Raw genomic sequence first — 14,789 nt, forward strand, 5'->3', positions numbered from 1 at the left:
CCCATGGGGAGACATTTTTATTTTGGGAGAAATAATAGTGGATATAAGCGATGGTGTACGGGAAAATCATAGTAAAGCGGGGCATGATTATCAAATTATAAAACAGCCGAAAACCTATGAACAGCAAGTGGAACTTAATACAAAGATTATATTTAAAAACAAAATATATGAGATGAATACTATAGATGAAGTGAGCAGCAGATTGATTAGAGTATTTAGTTAGAAATGGTAAAAATATGGAAGAATGTCAAAATATTTTAGAAATTAGAAATCTTAAAAAGAGTTATATGATTAATAAAGAAAACTCGCTGCAAGTTCTTAAAGGATTAAATATTTCAATTGGTAGCGGAGAAATGGTTGCTCTTATGGGAGCCTCGGGTTGTGGGAAAACAACACTGATAAACTTAATATGCGGGATTGATAAAGCCGATAGTGGCAGCATTATGATTGATCATGAAGAAATAACTAAAATGCGAAGGTCTAAAATGGCGGTATTTAGAAGAAATAATATTGGACTGATTTTTCAGGATTTTAATCTTTTGGAAAGTTTAAATGTGAAGGACAATATTTTATTGCCGCTTATTTTGGAGAATAGAATAGAAGACAGTGAAGAGAAATTGAAACAAATAGCTGAAGTTTTATCTATCGCAGACATTATGGGGAAGAGTGTAACAGATATTTCAGGAGGGCAGAAACAGCGTGTGGCAATAGCAAGGGCATTGATCAATACTCCTCAGATTATTTTAGCTGATGAGCCTACAGGAAATTTGGATTCAAAATCAACGGAAAATGTAATGGAGTATTTAGTTGATATAAATAGAAAATTTAAGATTACACTGGTTATGGTGACGCATGATTCTTATGCTGCATCTTTCTGTGATAAGGTAATTCTGCTCAAAGATGGTATACAATTTTTGGAAATAGAAAAGAATAATAAGAGTAATAGCACTTTTTTGAAAGATATTTATGAGCTTTTAAAGCGGATAGGAGGTGAATAAACAGATGGAAAAGATTCGTATTCTGTTGAAAATGATATGGTATAATCGTAAAAACTATATTTTATATTTAGTATGTAATATTTTTATCATAGCATTTTTTCAAGCATTTTTATCTATAGGGGAAAATGAATCTTTTATGTCTGCTGATAAAATTGATCCGATGATTTCAAGTAATATTTTTGCACCAACTGTCTTAACGGCACTATTTATGATACTTTTTGTGCCATATGTTTATGAGGCTTTTTTGAAGAGCAGAAAGCAGGAGTATGCAGTATTAATAACTCTTGGAGTGACGCAATATGAAGTAATTTGTAACATGTTGCTAGAATGTCTGATAATAAGCATCGTTAGCTTTTGCGCTGGAATTGTAACTGGAAGTGTTCTTTCAGTATTTTTTTTCTTTTATCTTCACAAGGTGATTGGTTTGCGTTCTATGAAATGGACGCTGCATCTTGGAGCTTATGTGTCAGTAGGAAAAGTATATGCTTTGGTAGTTATTATTATTTTGCTTTTGAACATAGTTAGGTTTTTACACGCAGAAATTCTTGAGTTATTCAATGCAAGATATAAGGAAGAAAAAGGGAAAAAGGGATCTAATATATTCTTGCTATTGGGAATATTGCTTATAATAGTTGCTGTTATAGTTATGTTATATGCTTATAATTTCGAAAAAACATATATATGGTTTATCAGCACAGGAATTATTATTACCGGCATAGGAATAATGTTGGCTAATTTTGACTGCATCTTTATGAAAATTCGAAGTGTTAAGTGGAAAATTAGTTTGTCATTCGTATTACAGTACATAAAATCATGGAGAATGGTAAGTTTTATTGCAGCAATTCTGTTTATTTCTGCGATATTTTTTACAGCACATTGTGGAGTAACATACCAAAATTTTACGAGAAATGCACTTACGTATTCGCCGTATGATCTATTCTATGTGCAGTATAATGATATCAACAATATGGAACAGAAAGAAATTATGCAAACGTTAGATAAATATGACATAACAATTACGGAAGAAAAACGGTTGGGGCTGTTGAGAAATAGCTTTTGTAATATCATATCTGCAGATGATGTTAATAAAAAATATGGATGTACTTATGAAGTGAAACCAGGTTACTTTATACAATTATTTCAGTTTGATATAAATGATGGATATGAACATGATTTTCAAGCAAATAAGCAGATAACTATTGGGCTTGGTAATCATGAAAAAATGCATTTGAAATTGCAAGGAAAGTCAAATAAAATATTAATGAATTCATGCCGTAGTCTGGCTGATATAACTTTGATTGTAAATGAACAGGATTTTATGAAAATCAGGAATCATTCAAATGACTGTATCTATGAAACTGCTGTTATGTTTAATTTTAGCCAATGGAAAGATTCGGGCAACGCAATGCAAGAATTACAGGAAAAAATGAGTAGAATGAATGAGTTACCTATGGAAGATCAATCCGCGTACATGCTATCATCGAAAATCGAAACTTATAGTGTTGCAAAGCAGTCATCTGAGGTTTTAACTTTTCTATTGCTTTTTGTTGATATATTGTTTTTGGTGGCTGCCAATATATGTATATTTTACAAAATAAAATCTGAATTGAAAGAAGAAAAACATATCATTTACAAGTTGTATAGGGTGGGTATAACAGACCAAGAACTTTGGAAGATATTGTTTGAAAAAAATATATGCTATTATTTTGTTTCTTTGATAATAGCTATATTTATTGGGGTATTTTATAGTTATAGTGTGAATGCCATATACGATTATGGAAAAATAGGCATTGTATGTGGAATGGGCGTATCTGGTATCATAATGTTTATACAATTTGTGGTGATTTGGGAAATTACAAAGTTTGAAACAAAGAGGTAGTGAGTAGAAAGTTGTATGGCAAACTCCAGGAGAGCAATTCTGCCCGGTGCCAATAGTATGATATTTGGCGGGATAAAATCCACATAAAAACACATTGACTTGTATTATTTTCGGGCGTAAAATCCCCTGTGGAAATACGAATTTTCACAGGGGATTATTTTATGGAAACCACAAACAGCAATTATTTCGGAACGGATAGATCGCTGTAAGAAAACACTGTCCACTTCACTTGTGGGAGGAATGGGGCTGATGTTCATCGGAACGCTGGTTTTTAATCTGATTCCCGGACAGATGCTCCGTGTATTTACGAGTGATCCGCAGGTGATTGCAATCGGCACAGTCGGATTTCATTTTGTCGGAATCAGTTTTATCCCGATGGTCACTTCACTGATTTTTCCGGTGTTCTTTTACCGGCGGTTTATGGCACAACAGAGGTGAAAAGACGTTTGGTACTAGACAGGGACTGCCGAATTCATTACAATGGAACTAAATCGGAATAGTAGTATATTTATTTTAACATGGAGGAAGAAAAAATGGAAATTGTTTGCTTGGACTTAGAAGGTGTACTGGTACCGGAAATCTGGATCGCATTTGCAGAAGAGACCGGAATTCCGGAATTAAAGAGAACAACCAGAGATGAGCCGGATTATGATAAGCTTATGAAATACCGTATCGGAATTTTAAAGGAGCACGGTCTTGGACTCAAAGAGATCCAGGAGACAATCGCAAAGATCGATCCGATTCCGGGCGCAAAGGAATTTTTGGATAAACTGCGTGCCATGACACAGGTGATTATCATCAGTGATACGTTTTCCCAGTTTGCAGGTCCGCTTATGAAAAAACTCGGATACCCGACAATTTTCTGCAACTCGCTTGAAGTTGCCGATAACGGAGAGATCACAGGCTTTAAGATGCGCTGTGAGAAGTCCAAGTACACAACCGTCAAGGCATTACAGTCCATCGGTTATGATACCATCGCTAGCGGAGACAGCCACAATGATCTTGGCATGATCCAGGCCAGCAAGGCGGGGTTCTTATTTAAGAGTACCGATGCGATCAAGGCTGAATATCCGGATATTCCTGCATATGAGACGTACGATGAGCTGTTTGCAGCAATCAAAAAAGTGATTGAAGGATAATTTGTCGGAGATGAAAACAAAGAAGGAAGCTGTTGCATGAATGCACAGCTTCTTTTTTGTTGTATCGTTTTTTACAATACATGTGTTGGGAGAGAGGGTATGATAAGGACAAGTTAAGAAAAGTAATTGGTTCTTGGAAAAAACATAATGGAGGGCGATACCCCTTACGGGGCACCGCATTAGACAAAGGCGTCTATGAGAATCATAGGTGTCTTTTTGATTTTCACGGAAACCATACATGATTACACATAGAAAGGAAGGAGTTATATGAGCAGCAGAATTTCAGAACATCCAATCCTTGGAGAACAGCAGAAAGGAAAACTGGTTACATTCACCTATGACGGTAAAGAATTACAGGGATACGAGGGAGAACCGATCGCGGCAGCATTAAAAGCCGCAGGCGTGATGGTTCACCGTTATACCAAAAAGGAACACAAACCGAGAGGAATCTTCTGTGCGATCGGAAGATGCACCGACTGCGTGATGGTCGTGGATGGAAAACCAAATGTCCGCACCTGCATGACACCGCTTGCAGAGGGCATGAAAGTCCAGACACAGTACGGCGTATCGGATAAACCGTTTGAAGAACAGTAGAGGGGAGTGAGTAATATGAAGCGTTATGATCTGATTATCGTAGGAGCCGGTCCATCCGGATTGTCTGCAGCAGTTGAGGCAGCAAAGCGGGGACTGAAAGTTGTAGTATTTGATGAAAATGAAAAGCCGGGTGGACAGCTGTTTAAGCAGATCCATAAATTCTTTGGATCAAAGGAACATAAGGCAAAAGTCAGAGGTTTTGTGATCGGGCAGCAGCTGTTGCAGGAAGCAGCGAATGCCGGTGTGAAAGTTGTGCTGAATGCAACCGTTATCGGCATGTATCTGGATAAAGAAATTGTGGTAAGGATCAAAGATGAGGTTCATCACTACAAAGGAGATTCCATAATCATTGCTACAGGAGCCGCAGAAAATATGGTTACCTTTGAGGGCTGGAATCTCCCGGGAGTCATCGGCGCAGGAGCCGCACAGACGATGATGAATCTGCACGGGGTAAAACCGGGAAACAAAATTCTGATGCTTGGTTCCGGAAATGTCGGTCTGGTCGTATCCTTCCAGCTGATGCAGTGCGGCTGTGATGTGGTTGCACTGGTTGATGCAGCACCTCGTGTCGGTGGGTACGGAGTTCATGCAGCAAAGGTTGCACGAACTGGTGTTCCGTTTTATCTTTCCCATACCATCGTAAAAGCAGAGGGCGAGGAGTATGTGACCGGTGTTACGATTGCAGAAGTGGATGACCACTTCCAGTTCATTCCGGGAACTGAAAAGCATTTCGATGTGGATACGATCTGCCTGGCAGTCGGACTTTCTCCTATGTCGCAGCTGTTGAAGATGGCGGGCTGCGAGATGGAAGACAATCCAAAGCGTGGCGGACAGGTTCCGATCTGTGATGAATATGGCGAAACCTCAATTAAGGGCATTTTCGTAGCAGGCGATGTATCAGGGATCGAGGAAGCCAGCTCTGCCATGATCGAGGGACGTATCGCAGGAATTGCAGCTGCCCATTACCTGGGATATATGGATGAGGAAGAATTAAAGACAAAGGTAAAAGAACAGGAGGATGCACTTGACGGACTGCGCCAGGGCATGTTTGCTCCAAAGAATCGTGGAAAACTTATCGAGAAGACAGAAGAAGGAATCGATATTTCCATGAATCTTCTGAAAAAAGGATATGTTGCAGATGATGAAATCGAACGCTTCCCGGGCGTGACACACAAAGTCGGTGTTCATCCGGTGATGGAATGTACACAGAATATTCCGTGTAACCCATGTCAGGATGCATGCCCGAAGCATTGCATCAGGATTGGAGAAAATATTACCTCCCTTCCGGTGGTAGATCCGGATGTGGATTGCATCGGATGCGGTATGTGCGTGGCATCCTGCTCCGGACAGGCAATCTTCTTAGTCGATGAAACGTATGAGCCGGGATTTGCAACCGTGACGCTTCCATATGAATTCCTTCCACTTCCGGAAAAAGGAGAAAAGGGATACGGAATGAGCCGGAGCGGTGAAAAAATCTGTGAGGCGGAAGTGGTATCCGTCAGGACATCGAAGGCATTTGACCACACGAATCTGCTGACGATTAAGGTGCCGGCAGATATGGCAATGAAGGCCAGATTTTATCGTAAGGCAGAAGCCTGATTCGCAGAGGAGGAAAAAATTATGCATGAGATTAATGATAGATCAAGAGATATCGGACCTTTCGTACCGGGACCGGATGACGATATGATCATCTGCCGGTGCGAGGAAGTAACCAAAGGGGAAATTCGCAAAGCGGTGCACGATGGAATGTTTACACTTACGGAGATCCGCCGGTATTTAAGAACCGGCATGGGACTCTGTCAGGGACAGACCTGTGCAAAGCTGGTCAAAGGAATCGTGGCAAGAGAACTGAACGTATCCCCGGCAGAACTGGAACCGGCAACATCCCGGGCACCGATGCGTCCGATCGAGATGCGCGTGTTTGCGGCAGAGGCAAAGGAGGGCGAGGAAGATGAAGAATAATGCGGAAGTAGTAATTATCGGTGGTGGAATCATCGGATGCGCAACAGCTTATTATCTGGCAAAAGAAGGGGTTTCCGTGATCGTACTCGAAAAAAGCGATCATATCGGAAACGGTGGTTCCTCAAGAAACGGAGGCGGTGTAAGACAGTCCGGACGTGATCCGAGAGAACTTCCGCTTGCCATGTATGCCGTGGAACACATGTGGCCGGCACTGTCCGAAGAACTCGGTGTGGATGTGGAATACCATAAAGAAGGAAACCTTCGTCTCGGAAAGACAGCAAAGCACAAAGAAATCTTACAGGGACTGACGGACCGTGCCGTTGCACTGGGACTGGATGTGCGGATGATCGATGGAAAAGAAGTGCGTGAGATCAACCCATACTTAAGCGATGAGATTACGGTTGCCAGCTGGTGCCCGACCGACGGACATGCCAATCCGCTCGTTGCAACCCTCGGTTTTTACAAGAGAGCCAGAGAGCTTGGCGCAGAGTTTATCACAGGTGAGGATGTGCTCGAGATCCAGAAGATCAAAGGAAAAGCCAGACGTGTAGTAACAGAAAAAAATGTGTATGAAGGAGAAACCATCGTACTGGCATCCGGATACGAAAGCCGACCGATTGCAGCGAGTGTCGGCATTGACATCCCGATGCGCAAAGAGCTGATCGAGGCACTGGTTACGGAGGCAGAGCCAAAGATGTTTCCACAGATGCTTGGTACCGCAGATGCGGATTTCTACGGCCATCAGACGAATCATGGATCTTTTGTATTTGGTGGTGCTTCCGGATTTGAGGCAGAAAATCGTGACAACGGACATATGATTACTTCAAGTATCACTGCTCCGTGCATCTGCCGGGGAATTATGAAATACATTCCAAAACTTGCCGATGCAAAGATTGTCCGTACCTGGGCTGGATATGAAGATCTGTGTGCGGACGGAGTACCGGTACTCGGACCGGTTAAAGAAGTGCCGGGACTGCTGTTAGCCTGTGCTTTTACCGGCCACGGATTTGGAATTTCACCGATTGTCGGAAAACTGTTATCCGAACTGGCCATGGGAAAAGAAACCACACTGGATCTGCATGAACTGCGGTATGACCGGTTTCAGGCAGTGATCTAAGACAGCAGGATTGTTGTATAAAAAAGAATACAAGAGTAGCAATCAAAAAGATAGTATGGTATATTATAAGCACGAATAAGTAGCAAAGGCGCTATAGTAGGTGATACTATGGCGTCTTTTTTGTTTATTTGCTTTGATATTCCATACCTCTGAAAACATAAGGAGGAAATGCATATGGATACCAGGATTAAATTTTTATATTTGAGTGAACCGGATATGATCAAGGCCGGAGTAAAGAACATGGATCAGTGTGTGGAGGCAATGGAAGATCTGCTGGTTACATTGAACAAAGGCGATTATGTGATGGCCGGAGTCAACCATAATTCCCACGGTGCACAGGTCATTTTTCCAGATGATCCGCAGTTTGAGGGAATGCCGAAAAATGCAGACGACCGCCGGTTTATGGCGATGCCGGCATATCTTGGAGGAAAATACCAGATGGCCGGAATGAAGTGGTATGGAAGTAACTGTGAGAATAAAGCTTCCGGTCTGCCGCGTTCCATTCTGATGATGATGTTGAACGATAAAGATACCGGGGCGCCACTGGCACTGATGTCTGCAAATCTTGTCAGCTGTTACCGTACCGGAGCAATTCCAGGAGTCGGGGCAAAATATCTGGCAGGAAAAGATTCCGAAACGGTTACTATTATCGGACCGGGTGTTATGGGAAGAACCTGTCTGCTGGCTTTTTTAAGCGTCTGCCCGAAGATTACTACGGTAAAAGTGAAAGGAAGAGGACTGCGTTCCCTGCATGCATTTGAAGAGTTCGTAAAGAAGGAATGTCCGCAGATTCAGCAGATCATCGTATGTGATTCGATGGAAGAGGCCGTAAAAGACAGTGACATCATCTGTGTTACTTCCACCGCACCGGTAAAAGAAATCGATTTCCCATATATCGCAGAAGACTGGGTCAAAAAAGGTGCACTCATCTGTCTGCCATCGGCTGCACGGTTTGATGATGATTTTCTGATCAACCGCTGTAAGAAAGTGGTGGATAACTATAAACTGTATGAAGCCTGGGCAGAGGAATTTCCGTATCCGAGTTATGAGATGGTACAGATCATAGGTTCCAAGTTTACGGATTATCTGCACGAAGGACGGATTCAGCGGGAAGATATTGTAGATATTGCCGATATCATTAATAAAAAGCATCCGGGACGGGAAAGCGATGATGAGATCATTGTATACTCGGTAGGCGGTATGCCTGTTGAGGACATTGCCTGGGGCGGTACCGTATACCGCAATGCATTAAAAGAAGGTATCGGCGTGGAACTGCCTTTATGGGATCAGCCGGATATGGCATAAAAGGTACGCCTTTTTAAGTACTTTTTGCCGGGCGGTCCTGGCAGAGGTTTAAGTACAAGGGGCGAAAGAAAATGAAAAACGTCATGCCAATGCAGCCGTATCTGGTGCTGGATACAGATGATTATGAGGTAAAAAAAGAAATGAAATCCGGAATCTCCCACTTTTATGAATTTTCCAAAAAGAAGAGTTTAAAGGAAGAGATGAAAGCGGTGCCGGATGGCAGCGTGGACCTGTTGTTTGGAATCGGAGAGCAGGATGTTAAGACGTATATTGGCGGAACGGTTCTTGCCGCAAAAGGCTGGGAGTTTGAGGACGGACGTTCATATTTTGGGGTCCGTTTTCAGCCGGGAAGCTGTATTCTGCCGGAAGAACTTTCCATCCGGGATCTGGTCAATAAAGACCTGGAGATAGATGGCAATCTGTTTGGAGATCACCTGACCGAGAAACTTGCCGGGAGTAAAAATATTTCGGAGCGCGTCAATGTGTTTACCACGGAATATGTAAAACTGCGGGGAAAAGAACTGGCGGATGGCATACAAAAGCTGGAAAATTATCTCAGGGAGAGAATTTATGATACCGATGGATGCATTTCTATCCGGAAGCTGGCAGAGGAAACCGGATATTCGGAATGTTATATCCGGCGTGTTTTTCAGCAGGTGCATGGAATTTCGCCAAAGAATTTTGAACGGTTTGTCCGGTTTCAGAAGCTGCTGCATGTCATAAATAAAATGCCGGAGAGGATCCGGCTGGATGCACTGGCGCAGCAGTGCGGATATTATGACGAAGCACATATGATCAAAGATTTTAAACAGTATGCCGGGATTACCCCACAGGGTTATGAGCGGCTCATTACAGGAACAAAGATTCCGGAACTGGAATTGTAAAGAGCATTATACCAAGGAGGAAAGACCATGAGTTTGTCAAGAATTGAAGTAATTACAGGCATGTCAAAATTTTCCAGCTTAAAAGCAGCACTCAGCAAAGCCGGTGTGCGGGGAATGACCGTGATGCAGGTACTTGGATGCGGTGTGGAAAAAGGAACCAGAGAGTATGAAGTGGATGAGCTTGAAGAGATGGAACTGCTTCCAAAACAGCAGATCAATATTGTTGTGGAAACGGAGCGTGTGAATTCCATCGTAGAGATCATCAAGGAACAGCTGTATACCGGTCACATCGGAGATGGAAAGATCTTTATCTATAAACTGGATAATGTCATCCGCGTCCGCACCGGTGATGAGGGCGAAAAAGCGTTGTAGGGGATGGGGGTCTGTTTATGGAAGAAAAGAAGTTAGGACTCAAAAGTGTTATTTCTGTTTCTGTAGGACTTGTCATTGCAACGAGTTGTCTGGTTTCACTCGGACAGGGCGCAGGGACGATAGGCGTGACCTTTATTTTTGCCATGGTAATTGCCTGTCTGTTTAACATGACAACCATTGCATCCCTGTCGGAACTCAATGCCCTGATGCCGAATACGACCGGGGGACTGGCACAGTATACGCTTGCCTGCCTGGGACCGTTTCCAACGATGATTTCCATGGTGGGAGGTTACCTGTTCTGCAATGTATTGTCTTCCGGTGTGGAAGCCTCAATTTTTGCATATGCCATGGGAGAAATTTTTCATCTGCCGATTCCAAACTTTTCCTATACCGTTCTGGTGACAGTCATTCTTCTGATTGCCAATTTAAAGGGTGTGGATATGTTTGCAAAGATTCAGGATGCAGTGGCATATCTGATGGTCGGATCAATGGTGATTATGGGTGTCATCGGTATGCTGGGGCTTGGTACTGGGAAAAAGATAAGCCAGCCGATGGTTCTTTCCGCAGACTGGAAAACGATTGTTTCCATGACCGCAGTTGCATTCTGGCTGTTTATCGGTGCAGAATATGTGATTCCGATTTCGAAGGATGTCAAAAATGCCAAGCGGAATGTACCGCTTGGTATGTTTCTTGGGCTGGGACTGATCTGTGTTGTGCAGTCGATTCTGGTGTTCGGATTTCACAATTATACCCCATGGGACAAGCTGGCAGATTCTGCAGCCCCGCATCTGCTGTACGGGGAAAATCTTCTGGGAAATGTCGGAAAAATATGGATGGCTTTTGTGGCGGCGCTGGCACTGATCAGTTCCCAGAACTCTGCGATCAACGGGCTGGCAAGTATCTGTCAGGGAATGGCAAAAATGAATATGATGCCGCGCTGCTTTAAAAAACTGAACAAAAACAATGTGCCGTTTGTCGGTGTGTGGTTCATCAGTATTCTGATTCTTGTATTTGCATTTATCAGCAGTGATTCCTCAGATGCAATTTCCTTTTTTATTCTGGTTGGATCGGTTTTCTGGATGGTGTCCTATATTTTTGCACATATTGATGTGCTGGTGCTGCGGCACCGTCTTCCGAAAGCTCCGAGAAGTTTTAAGGTTCCGTTTGGACCGGTGCTTCCGCTTATCGGAATTGCGGGTACTATTTTTATGATTTGTAACATTTCAACAGACCCGGTGGAACGCAATGCGATTCTATTTTTATCTGCTGCAGTATTTTTTGCACTGGGTGTATATTCCTTCTTCTGGATTCGGTTTAAAATGAAGATGCCGGTTTTTAAAAGTGTTCCGGTGGAAAAAGTTATGGCAATGGAACACGATATGTATGATACGATTCGCAGACGCCGGGGAATCTGGCGATAAAAAGGAAAAAGACGTTTTTTGTGGGCTTTGTCTGCAAAAGACGTCTTTTTTGTATGGATATAAAGTAATAAAAGAAAAAATCACCAAAAAACAATGCGAAACATTAGCTAAATTTAAGCTGATAAAATATTGAAATTAAGTATTTTTAATGATAAAATTTATTAGAAAATAAATGGAAAGTACCAGAGAAGAATGAAGGAGGAGTACAGAATATGAAGATGAGACTCGTACAGAGCATTAAAGGAAAAATCCTTTTAATGGGCGGAGTTGCAATTGCAGCATCTGTGATTTTGGGAAGTGGCGGAATTACCGCGTTAAATAAGAACAGCCGGAACAATGAGGTATTAAAAGAAATTAATGCCATTAATGTGGCACAGAGTGAGAATCAGAGTCTGGAAACTTCTTATCTTTACTTTCTGGATGATTCCTACCTCGAAAAAATTGTAAAGAATTTATCCGATATGGAAAATGACAGCAAGGCGGCCAAAAAATCTGCCTCCATTCTGGAGAAGAAGAAACTGGATACGGTGGCAGAAACCATCGGAGAGTGCAAGGATAATTATTCACAGATCCGTGAACTGGCATCACAGAGAGGTTACACTTCGGATGTGGGAGAATATCAGAAATTCATTGCCAATGATGAGGATCTTGCAAGTACATTTGCTGCTGTCAAAGATGATCAGTCCTGGCTGGATGGCAGCTGGTCATCCATCAGCGGCGGTGGACAGACAATCAAAATTGACGGAAAAACATATACAAAGTTTGTTTATAAGGGAAAAATTCCGGAAGGCGGAAAGAGAGATTATCTCGTTGCCAGAATCGGTGGTAACGGTGCAGGATATGCGGGAAAAGTATATTTTAGTAACATCAGTTTTCAAAAAGGCAGTAAAAAAGAAAAAATAGATCTTTCCAAAGTAACGGATGAGGATATTTCCGGTTCTTACGGTGATGCATTAAAAGATCAGAAAATCACTGATTTTAATAAAGGAAAAGCAATTTATTTCAACAGTAAGTTTACGGCATCCAATGCAAAGTGGGAAGAAGTATCGATTAAGCTTCCGATTACTTCCTACGCGATGCAGGATTACAGTACCGTTACGTTTGAAGCTTATCTCGAAAAGGGAAACTATGCGGAATTGTCTCTTGCTGCAGCGTTTTCGGACAAATATGATTTCAGCGGAACATTTGCTTCCATCAACGATAATTTTGCGACATACAGCAAACATGTTATGGAAGGAAATGATGTGGCGGATGAAGCCAAAGCACTGGAAGCCCAGTTCAAAGAGATGACAGATAATATTCCACTGTATATTTTTGATAAGGGACAGCAGAGTGATGTGAGCAGCAAGCTGGCAGACAAGCAGTCTCAGTTTGAAGCAATGAACAAGGTGGACGAGCAGGTTCTGAAGCTGAAAAAAGAAAATATTACGCTGGCAGATAATTTGACAAAGACAACAGCCACAGTACAGAAAGAAGTGGAAAAAGATACCAGTGCATCCAGAACGAGACTGACAGCAATTATGATTTTTGTGCTGTTTTTAAGTGCAGGTATTCTGATTATGCTGACACTGCTGATCAGCCGAACCATGAATGAGAGTATCAAAAACTTTAAAAATACATTGCAGCAGATGACAGAAGGAAACCTGACCGTTCGTGCCGCAGCAAACGGCAAGGATGAGTTCTCAGCGTTTGGTGCGTATGTCAATCAGTTCCTGGAAAGACTTTCTGAGGTGATCAAATCCGCACAGAAAATTTCCAAGCACGTAAAGAAATCCGGAAACGAACTGGATGTAATGGCAAAGAACAGTAATATGACATCCGGAGAAATCGGAAGCGCGGTAGAGGAAATTTCAAAGGGAGCGACCAATCAGGCCAGTGAGGTAGATGTAGCATCGACACAGATTTCAAAAATGGGAGATGTTTTTGCGGAGATCGTAGCAGATGTAGACCAGCTTGGAGAGATGGCTGAGCAGATGCAGCAGGTAAGTGTGGAATCCACACAGTTTATGGAGGAACTCGGAAGTGCCAACAGTCGTACAACGGAAGCTTTTGCGCAGGTGGCACAGCAGACACATACCACAAATGAATCGGTGCAGAAGATCCGTGAAGCGACGGAACTGATTACTTCCATTGCAAGCCAGACCAACCTGCTTTCCCTGAATGCAAGCATTGAGGCAGCAAGAGCCGGAGAGGCAGGAAAGGGATTTGCGGTAGTTGCAAGTGAGATTCAGAAGCTTGCAGAGCAGTCAAGTTCTTCGGCAGATATTATCAACGGAATTATTGAAGAACTGGCAAATGAAGCAGAACAGACCGTCAGCATTGTAGACGAAGTGACGGAGATCATGCAGAACCAGCAGGAAAAACTTGCAAGTACACAGGAACATTTCCGTACACTCGGAGATGGAATCCAAAAGTCCAGTGAAGAGACTGCGCATATCAAGTCCAGCACAGGTATCTGCGATGATGCCCGCAATAAGGTAGAAGAAGTAATTGTCAGTCTGTCTTCCATTTCCGAGGAAAATGCGGCATCTACAGAGGAAACAACCGCTTCCATGACGGAACTGAATCAGACGATTGAGCAGCTGGTTGAAAAAGCAAAAGAGTTAAATGAGATGGCAGACAGTCTGGCGGGAGATCTGAAATTCTTCCAGATTTAGCGGTTGACAAATACAGATAAAAGGATTAAAGTATAGCAATAAGAGAACAAACCGATGAGAAAGAGGAGTAGACTTATCTGGATATCCCAGAGAGCTGCAGGTGGTGCGATGCAGTATGGAAGGATTTGTTGAATGGACTTTTGAGGGCGACCTGAAAAGGAGCAGATCGCATGGATTCCGTTATGCGGAGGCGATTAATGCAGGAAACATATTTTTGATATGGTTTATTGAGTAGGTGTCGCCGGGAACCGAACCCGTTACCAATTCGGCGCATATGAAGGTATGTGACAGAGCGGACAGATGACTGTCAATTTGAGTGGTACCGCGATAAAAAAGCAAAGGCTTTATTACCGTCTCAGGATTTATTTCCTGAGACGGTTTTTTGATTTTCAGAGTCAGAAAAGCCGGGAAAGGTTTGTTTCTGAAGTTAGTTAGTCAGAAAAAGAAAGCGAGGAAAAGAT

At 42.5% G+C, this 14,789-nt stretch carries 14 protein-coding genes and 1 other annotated feature; all 14 genes read left to right on the top strand.

Annotated elements, in window-relative coordinates:
- The first annotated feature begins 22 nt into the window (after positions 1–22).
- Positions 23–223, top strand: coding sequence for a hypothetical protein (locus tag DXD06_RS04355; RefSeq protein ID WP_117830793.1), 201 nt, complete (start codon positions 23–25; stop codon positions 221–223).
- Positions 224–236: 13 nt separating this feature from the next.
- Positions 237–998: an ABC transporter ATP-binding protein gene (locus DXD06_RS04360; RefSeq protein WP_117830794.1), complete on the top strand. Its 762-nt coding sequence runs from the start codon at positions 237–239 to the stop codon at positions 996–998.
- 4 nt (positions 999–1,002) lie between these two features.
- Complete coding sequence (locus DXD06_RS04365; RefSeq protein ID WP_117830795.1) at positions 1,003–2,877, top strand: FtsX-like permease family protein; 1,875 nt, start codon at positions 1,003–1,005, stop codon at positions 2,875–2,877.
- A gap of 249 nt (positions 2,878–3,126) precedes the next feature.
- Complete coding sequence (locus tag DXD06_RS04370) at positions 3,127–3,315, top strand: hypothetical protein (RefSeq protein ID WP_117830796.1); 189 nt, start codon at positions 3,127–3,129, stop codon at positions 3,313–3,315.
- 95 nt (positions 3,316–3,410) lie between these two features.
- Positions 3,411–4,016 carry a bifunctional phosphoserine phosphatase/homoserine phosphotransferase ThrH gene (gene thrH / locus DXD06_RS04375; RefSeq protein WP_022045380.1) on the top strand — a complete coding sequence of 202 codons (606 nt, stop codon included), beginning with the start codon at positions 3,411–3,413 and terminating at the stop codon, positions 4,014–4,016.
- 267 nt (positions 4,017–4,283) lie between these two features.
- Complete coding sequence (locus DXD06_RS04380) at positions 4,284–4,610, top strand: (2Fe-2S)-binding protein (RefSeq protein WP_022045379.1); 327 nt, start codon at positions 4,284–4,286, stop codon at positions 4,608–4,610.
- Between the two features lie 15 nt (positions 4,611–4,625).
- The gene (locus tag DXD06_RS04385; RefSeq protein ID WP_117830797.1) at positions 4,626–6,209 is read left to right on the top strand and encodes an FAD-dependent oxidoreductase; all 1,584 of its coding nucleotides are present in this window, start codon (positions 4,626–4,628) and stop codon (positions 6,207–6,209) included.
- Positions 6,210–6,230: 21 nt separating this feature from the next.
- Positions 6,231–6,572 carry a (2Fe-2S)-binding protein gene (locus DXD06_RS04390; RefSeq protein ID WP_022045377.1) on the top strand — a complete coding sequence of 114 codons (342 nt, stop codon included), beginning with the start codon at positions 6,231–6,233 and terminating at the stop codon, positions 6,570–6,572.
- Positions 6,562–7,689 carry an NAD(P)/FAD-dependent oxidoreductase gene (locus DXD06_RS04395; RefSeq protein ID WP_117830798.1) on the top strand — a complete coding sequence of 376 codons (1,128 nt, stop codon included), beginning with the start codon at positions 6,562–6,564 and terminating at the stop codon, positions 7,687–7,689. The genes DXD06_RS04390 and DXD06_RS04395 overlap by 11 nt, the downstream gene beginning before the upstream one ends.
- A 174-nt stretch (positions 7,690–7,863) precedes the next feature.
- Positions 7,864–8,994 (top strand): tyramine oxidase subunit B, encoded by a 1,131-nt coding sequence (locus DXD06_RS04400; protein ID WP_117830799.1) that lies wholly within the window; start codon positions 7,864–7,866, stop codon positions 8,992–8,994.
- 71 nt (positions 8,995–9,065) lie between these two features.
- Positions 9,066–9,878, top strand: a complete 813-nt coding sequence (locus tag DXD06_RS04405) for a helix-turn-helix domain-containing protein (protein WP_117830800.1) — start codon at positions 9,066–9,068, stop codon at positions 9,876–9,878.
- A 27-nt stretch (positions 9,879–9,905) separates the two neighbouring features.
- The gene (locus DXD06_RS04410) at positions 9,906–10,250 is read left to right on the top strand and encodes a P-II family nitrogen regulator (RefSeq protein ID WP_022045373.1); all 345 of its coding nucleotides are present in this window, start codon (positions 9,906–9,908) and stop codon (positions 10,248–10,250) included.
- Positions 10,251–10,267: 17 nt separating this feature from the next.
- Positions 10,268–11,671, top strand: a complete 1,404-nt coding sequence (locus DXD06_RS04415) for an APC family permease (protein ID WP_117830801.1) — start codon at positions 10,268–10,270, stop codon at positions 11,669–11,671.
- A gap of 212 nt (positions 11,672–11,883) precedes the next feature.
- Complete coding sequence (locus DXD06_RS04420) at positions 11,884–14,328, top strand: methyl-accepting chemotaxis protein (protein WP_117830802.1); 2,445 nt, start codon at positions 11,884–11,886, stop codon at positions 14,326–14,328.
- 45 nt (positions 14,329–14,373) lie between these two features.
- Positions 14,374–14,689: a binding site (T-box leader), on the top strand.
- Positions 14,690–14,789: the final 100 nt, after the last annotated feature.

This window comes from Roseburia sp. TF10-5 (assembly GCF_003462365.1).
Taxonomy (GTDB): Bacteria; Bacillota; Clostridia; order Lachnospirales; family Lachnospiraceae; genus Roseburia; species Roseburia faecis.

Excerpts from the sequence above, each read along its gene's own strand:
- DXD06_RS04415 (WP_117830801.1), top strand. The coding sequence starts at position 10,268 with ATGGAAGAAAAGAAGTTAGGACTCAAAAGTGTTATTTCTGTTTCTGTA.
- DXD06_RS04370 (WP_117830796.1), top strand. The coding sequence starts at position 3,127 with ATGTTCATCGGAACGCTGGTTTTTAATCTGATTCCCGGACAGATGCTC.
- DXD06_RS04365 (WP_117830795.1), top strand. The coding sequence starts at position 1,003 with ATGGAAAAGATTCGTATTCTGTTGAAAATGATATGGTATAATCGTAAA.
- DXD06_RS04405 (WP_117830800.1), top strand. The coding sequence starts at position 9,066 with ATGAAAAACGTCATGCCAATGCAGCCGTATCTGGTGCTGGATACAGAT.
- DXD06_RS04390 (WP_022045377.1), top strand. The coding sequence starts at position 6,231 with ATGCATGAGATTAATGATAGATCAAGAGATATCGGACCTTTCGTACCG.
- DXD06_RS04400 (WP_117830799.1), top strand. The coding sequence starts at position 7,864 with ATGGATACCAGGATTAAATTTTTATATTTGAGTGAACCGGATATGATC.
- thrH (WP_022045380.1), top strand. The coding sequence starts at position 3,411 with ATGGAAATTGTTTGCTTGGACTTAGAAGGTGTACTGGTACCGGAAATC.
- DXD06_RS04395 (WP_117830798.1), top strand. The coding sequence starts at position 6,562 with ATGAAGAATAATGCGGAAGTAGTAATTATCGGTGGTGGAATCATCGGA.
- DXD06_RS04420 (WP_117830802.1), top strand. The coding sequence starts at position 11,884 with ATGAAGATGAGACTCGTACAGAGCATTAAAGGAAAAATCCTTTTAATG.
- DXD06_RS04385 (WP_117830797.1), top strand. The coding sequence starts at position 4,626 with ATGAAGCGTTATGATCTGATTATCGTAGGAGCCGGTCCATCCGGATTG.
- DXD06_RS04360 (WP_117830794.1), top strand. The coding sequence starts at position 237 with ATGGAAGAATGTCAAAATATTTTAGAAATTAGAAATCTTAAAAAGAGT.
- DXD06_RS04410 (WP_022045373.1), top strand. The coding sequence starts at position 9,906 with ATGAGTTTGTCAAGAATTGAAGTAATTACAGGCATGTCAAAATTTTCC.
- DXD06_RS04380 (WP_022045379.1), top strand. The coding sequence starts at position 4,284 with ATGAGCAGCAGAATTTCAGAACATCCAATCCTTGGAGAACAGCAGAAA.